The organism is Anaerolineales bacterium (assembly GCA_022866145.1).
Classification (GTDB): domain Bacteria; phylum Chloroflexota; class Anaerolineae; order Anaerolineales; family E44-bin32; genus PFL42.
In genome coordinates this window covers 1-4,043 of sequence record JALHUE010000454.1, presented here as the reverse complement: position 1 = coordinate 4,043, position 4,043 = coordinate 1, and the positions used below count along the sequence as shown (strand labels likewise).

General features: G+C 67.3%; 3 protein-coding genes. All 3 read left to right on the top strand.

Features of this window, described 5'->3' with window-relative positions; all coding sequences use genetic code 11:
- Nucleotides 1-258 precede the first annotated feature (258 nt).
- Entirely contained in the window at nt 259-1,242 is a 984-nt protein-coding gene (locus MUO23_13405; protein MCJ7513946.1) for a thiamine pyrophosphate-dependent dehydrogenase E1 component subunit alpha, read from the top strand.
- The gene (locus MUO23_13400; GenBank protein MCJ7513945.1) at nt 1,235-2,221 is read left to right on the top strand and encodes an alpha-ketoacid dehydrogenase subunit beta; all 987 of its coding nucleotides are present in this window, start codon (nt 1,235-1,237) and stop codon (nt 2,219-2,221) included. The genes MUO23_13405 and MUO23_13400 overlap by 8 nt, the downstream gene beginning before the upstream one ends.
- A 109-nt stretch (nt 2,222-2,330) precedes the next feature.
- A complete protein-coding gene (locus tag MUO23_13395; GenBank protein MCJ7513944.1) occupies nt 2,331-3,623 on the top strand; it encodes a 2-oxo acid dehydrogenase subunit E2 in 1,293 nt (430 codons plus the stop codon).
- The last annotated feature ends 420 nt before the right edge of the window (nt 3,624-4,043 follow it).

Below are 4,043 nucleotides of genomic sequence, written 5' to 3'. Positions count from 1 at the left end.
TCCATGTTGACCTCCTGGCTGTGCGGAATCGCTTTCCGCATCGGGCAGGCGAGCTGGCTTGTTCCGCAACCTAGCCGCAAGGCTACTGCAAGGTGGCGTGGGTTTCCCGAACTCTGCCTGACAGTGGCCTGTCAGCGCCTGTTGCCTTGAACTTCTTGGCCGAGTCGGATAAGATGGGTCCGGTTCCCCGCTCAACTCGGCAGGCGGTCCGGGACGCTGTTTGCGACGCCCCAGACGGATCGACAGAGAGGTCCTCGGATGACCTTGCCCAACGACGTTCTGCTCGATATGTACCGGGTCATGCTGCTGGCGCGCCGGCTGGACGAACGCGCCTGGGTGCTTCACCGCCAGGGCAAGATCGCCTTTCATATCTCAGGGATCGGTCAGGAGGCGGCGCAGGTCGGCGCCGCCTTTGCCCTACGTCGCGGGCATGATTGGGTGGCGCCCTACTACCGCGACCTGGCGCTGATGCTCGCCCTCGGGATGACGCCCCGGGACTTCATGCTCAGCCTGATGGGCAAGGCCGGCGAGCCGACCTCCGGCGCCCGCCAGATGCCCAGCCATTGGAGCCTGCGCTCGGCCAATGTCGTCTCGCACTCTTCGCCCGTCGCCACCCAGGCCTGTCACGCCTCCGGCATCGGTCTGGCCATCAAGCTCAGCGGCAAGGACCAGGTGGTTCTGACCACGATCGGGGAGGGCTCGACCGCCCAGGGGGAGTGGTACGAGGCCGTGAACTGGGCGGCGGTGCACAAGCTGCCCGTGATCTTCCTGGTCGAGAACAACGTGTATGCCATCTCGGTCCGGCAGGACAAACAGATGGCGGTGGCCAGCGCCGCCGACAAGGCGGCTGGGCTCGGACTGCCGGGGGCCTCGATCGATGGGCTGGATCCGATCGCCATGCATACGGCCATGGATCAGGCCGCGGACCGTGCCCGCCGGGGGGAGGGGCCGACCCTGCTGGAGGCGCGCGTCCACCGGCTGACGCCGCATTCGTCCGATGACGATGATCGTTCGTACCGCACGCGAGAGGAAGTCGAGGCGATGAAGTCGGAGGATCCGCTGCGGATGTTCCACGACCGGCTGGCCCAGCGCAAGCTGCTCACTGTCGCAGCGGCCGAAGCCTTGGAGGCGCAGGCCAAAGAGTCCGTGGAGAATGCCGTCCAGTTCGCCCTGGAGGCGCCGTACCCGCCGGCGGCCGACGCAGCCTTTCCGGTCTTTGTCGAGGATGTCCGCCATGGCTGAGATGACGCTGATCGAGGCCCTGCGCCAGGCCATGGACGAGGAGCTGGCGCGCGATGAGCGAGTGTTCATCGTCGGCGAGGACGTCGGGGCGCGCGGCGGCGTGTTCCGGGCGACGCTGGGCCTCTTCGACAAGTACGGGCCGGATCGAGTGATCGACTCGCCGCTGGCCGAGCTCTCGATCATCGGGGTCGGCATCGGGGCGGCGCTGTACGGTATGCGGCCGATCTGCGAGATCCAGTTCGCCGACTTCATTCACCCGGCGTTCAACCAGATCGTCAGTGAAGCCGCTCGCCTGTGCTACCGTTCCAATGGCGAATGGACGGCACCGATGGTCATCCGGGCGCCCTATGGCGGAGGGATCGGCGGAGGCCTGTACCATTCCCAATCGATCGAGGCCTTCTACGCCCATGTCCCGGGCCTGAAAGTGGTGGTCCCGTCCAACCCCCACGACGCCAAGGGGTTGTTGAAATCGGCAGTCCGCGACCCGAACCCGGTCCTGTTCCTTGAACCCAAGAAGGGCTACCGCCTGATCAAGGGCGAGGTGGCCGAAGGCGAAGAGATCCTGGTTCCGATCGGTCCGGCCCGCGTTTCACGGCCCGGCCGGGACGTCAGCCTGTTCGCCTACGGTATGATGCACTACTATGCCCTGCAGGCCGCGGCGGCGGTGGCCGCCGAGGGGATCGAGGTCGAGGTGGTGGATCTGCGCACACTGGCGCCGGTAGACCGCCCGGCCATCCTGGCCTCGGTTCGCAAGACCGGCAAGGCGCTCATCGTGCACGAGGACAACCTGACAGGCGGATACGGTGCCGAGATCGCCGCTATCCTGGCAGAGGAAGCCTTCACGGATCTCGATGCGCCGGTGCGGCGCCTGGCAGCGCCGGATGTCCCTGGCGTGCCGTTCAGCCATCCGATGCAGGATTGGTTCATGCCGGATCCGGCCAAGATCGCCGCCGCCCTGCGCGAGCTGGCGGCGTACTGATTCCTCCCCCCGCAGGGGGGAGGAGAGATGGGGGGCGCGCGGCTCCAAGACGTGACCCACCCCCATCCCAGCCCTCCCCCTGGAAGGGGGAGCGGCGGAGAGGTAACGCATGCCGACCAATGTGATCATGCCGCAACTCGGCGAGTCGGTTGTCGAAGGGACGGTGACGCGTTGGCTGAAGAACGAGGGCGAGACCGTCGAGGAATTCGAGGCCCTGCTTGAAGTCAACACCGACAAGGTTGACACCGAGATCCCCGCCCCGGCTGGCGGCTGCGTTCTCAAGCTGTACGTGGCCGAAGGCACGACGGTCCGGGCCGGTACGCTCTTGGCGGTCATCGGTCAGCCAGGCGAGACAATTCCCGAACCCGAGACTCCGGCCGAGACGGCTGTCGCGGCAGCTGCCACCGAGCCAACCCGTGGGGCCTCGAGCCCGAGAGCGGCAGCAGGCGAGGCGGCGGAGCTTGGCTTTATCTCGCCCGTCGTGGCCCGCATGGCGAGCGAGCACAACCTCGACCTGCGGCAGATCCGGGGCACGGGGGCATCGGGGCGGATCACCAAGAAGGACGTGCTCGCCCACCTGAATGCCCGCCCGGCGGCGCCCTGGGAGACCCCGGCACTGGGCGAGCTGTTCCGGCCGACGGAAGAGGTCTTTGGTGGCGGGGAGGCCGTAGCCTCCAGCCCCCCCAGCCATACCGCCGGTGATGTGATTCCGCTGGATCTGGTGCGGCGGGCGATCGCCGACCATATGCTGCGCTCAAAGGCGACCAGCCCCCACGTGACGACGGTCATGGAAGCCGACATGCGCCGGGTTGTCGCCCACCGCCAGGCCCACCACCAGGCCTTCGCCCGGGAAGGGGTCAACCTGACGTTCACGGCCTATTTCGCCGCCGCCTGCGTCTCGGCGCTGAGGGCCGTTCCGATGGTCAACGCCTCCTGGACCGAGCCGGGCATCCGGCTGCACCGCCAGATCCATCTGGGGATTGCCGTCTCGCTCGGCGAGCAAGGACTGATCGTGCCGGTCATCAAAGATGCCGGGCAGAAGTCCCTGCTCGGGCTGGCACAGGCTTTGGGCGACCTGGCGGGGCGCGCCCGCAGCCGAAAGCTGCAGCCTGAAGAAGTCCAGGGAGGAACGTTCACGATCACCAACCACGGGGTGAGCGGATCGCTGTTCGCTACCCCGATCATCAACCAGCCGCAGGCCGGCATCTTGGGCGTGGGGGCGCTACAGAAACGGGTCGTGGCCGTCGAGACCCGGGAGGCTTCGGGCGCCGTCACCGACAGCATCGCTATCCGGCCCATGGTCTATCTGACGCTGACCTTCGATCATCGCATCCTCGACGGTGCGGTGGCAGACGCCTTCCTGGGTAAGGTCGTCGAGACGCTCCAGGCCTGGGGCCCTTGATCCGCTCTGAGCCAGTGGCCGGAAGGGCTTCCCTGGACAAGCGGTTTGCGCTGGGTGGGCAGCCTCCCCGGATAATCCCGCGCCGGCAACGCACGGCCTCTGCCCGGTCTGCGGTTGATGCCAGCTCCGGCGCCTGGATCAGGGCCGACGAAGCAGGCCCTCGGATCGTGCGCACGTACACTCGCCGTCTGGGTAGCCGTGTCCGGAGCCCCGAGCCCAAACAGGTCTCCCACCGCCATCGCTCCGTAAGTGTGCCTCCTCAGCAGAGTGTTGGACCCGCAGATGGACGCCTCGGGCAAAAGCCCCGAGCTTCGGGCCTCGAGAATCGGCTGAGAGGCGCATCCGTCGCGGAGGCCATCGATCCAACCGGCAGGGGACGAACGCCTGAGGGCCGGATTCGCCACTCTGGATGGCCTTGTC

Bases quoted from the DNA above. Each gene is read 5' to 3' on its own strand.
- MUO23_13405 (MCJ7513946.1), top strand. From the start codon at position 259: ATGACCTTGCCCAACGACGTTCTGCTCGATATGTACCGGGTCATGCTG.
- MUO23_13400 (MCJ7513945.1), top strand. From the start codon at position 1,235: ATGGCTGAGATGACGCTGATCGAGGCCCTGCGCCAGGCCATGGACGAG.
- MUO23_13395 (MCJ7513944.1), top strand. From the start codon at position 2,331: ATGCCGACCAATGTGATCATGCCGCAACTCGGCGAGTCGGTTGTCGAA.